This window comes from Acinetobacter sp. ANC 5378, from assembly GCF_013004315.1.
Taxonomy (GTDB): domain Bacteria; phylum Pseudomonadota; class Gammaproteobacteria; order Pseudomonadales; family Moraxellaceae; genus Acinetobacter.
Genome location: NZ_JABERK010000067.1, coordinates 1 through 1,371 on the forward strand (window position 1 = coordinate 1; position 1,371 = coordinate 1,371).

General features: G+C 44.5%; 1 protein-coding gene. It reads right to left on the reverse strand.

Going from position 1 to position 1,371, the window contains the following annotated elements:
- Positions 1-22 precede the first annotated feature (22 nt).
- Positions 23-1,249, reverse strand: a complete 1,227-nt coding sequence (locus HLH16_RS13505) for a transposase (protein ID WP_171529721.1) — start codon at positions 1,247-1,249, stop codon at positions 23-25.
- Positions 1,250-1,371: the final 122 nt, after the last annotated feature.

The following is a 1,371-nucleotide window of genomic DNA, read 5'->3' on the forward strand; positions in this document are numbered from 1 at the left end:
AGGCATAGGTATCTACACATCTTTAGGTACCTAATGCAATTGTTGCGATTTCATTCAGTTCATCTATTGAATATTCTGAGAGCAGTTGAAGAGTGTTCAGTAAAATCGAAAGTCCTGCCAATATTGCAGGTGCACTTTCCAACTTACCTCTCTTCTGCTGTCGGCCTGAAAGACGGGCCAGAAATATACGAATTTTCTGATTTTGTTCATCTTCAGAACGCTGTATTCGCCAAGTCAGCACACACGCCATACTGCTGATCAGGAGCCGTCTTAAAATCGCTGCAGGTGTGGTCTGAAGCCATGATTCAACGTCATGCCCTGCCTGTTTGAGAAGCTTGAAATAGCACTCAATTGTCCAGCGCCAATAATACCAGGTGGTTAGTTCTACCGCATCAATCTCTGAAGAAACATTGCTGATCAGCGACCATCTCGCGACTGTTTTACCTTGAGCATCTTTCACCACAGCAACAATTAATCTGGCTGCAACCGCCTTGCCTGGCTGGGGAGCAACCCGTTGGCCTGAATCATCTTTTCTCTTCGGTTTTGCTGCACGCGTTATCCGAATATCGGTTTCTCCAACATGCAGCATATGCCGGTTTCCTTTATAAGCAATCGGCTTAACCTGCTGAGTTACTACTTTTTCTGTGGCTTCTGCAACTTTGCAGGTTTCCCCTTGATGCTCAATCCGATGGCTTTCTTTAGCTCGGATCAACCATTTAAAACCATGGCTGCTGATTTCCCTCAAGTGGGCAATCGAGTCTCCTTCACGGTCAATGATATGGACTTTTGTTTTCTCAATCGGATACTGTTCAATCATTTTGATTTGTTCTGCGAGTGAGTCCAAATGGGACTTGCGCTCGCTGTATTGTTCACTGAATGTGGAATAACAGCCGGATGCATCTGTTAGCGTCTGAGCTAATGGCGCAATCGGGAGCCCTGATGACGCATCGACAAGTAAACTGCTTTGCAATTCATAGCCTGAATTCGCCTGTGTTCTTTGAAGACGCTGAACCTTATGATTGTGCTTCACATACTGCAGTTGAGACCAGTCATGAACGATTAATGCATACTGATGCGATGATGTCTTGATCTGTTCGCATGCAAGAAGCTTAATCGGCTGGTTTAATTGACTAAAAGAGATTTTATCATTATTCAGGAATCGCCAAACTGCCTGTGTAGTTGAGAAACTCGACTTTTGGGTAGAGGCCAGGTCTTTGATTGCGGGCGCAAGTGAAGCAAGAGGATTCATATTGAGTTTTACAAGGCTGTTATAGCGTTTGACAAGACGCTGATCCAGACCAGAGATGTTAAATTGAAGAGCATGCTCTTCAATTTAACGCAAAGCTCGGAAATTGTGTAGATACCTATGCC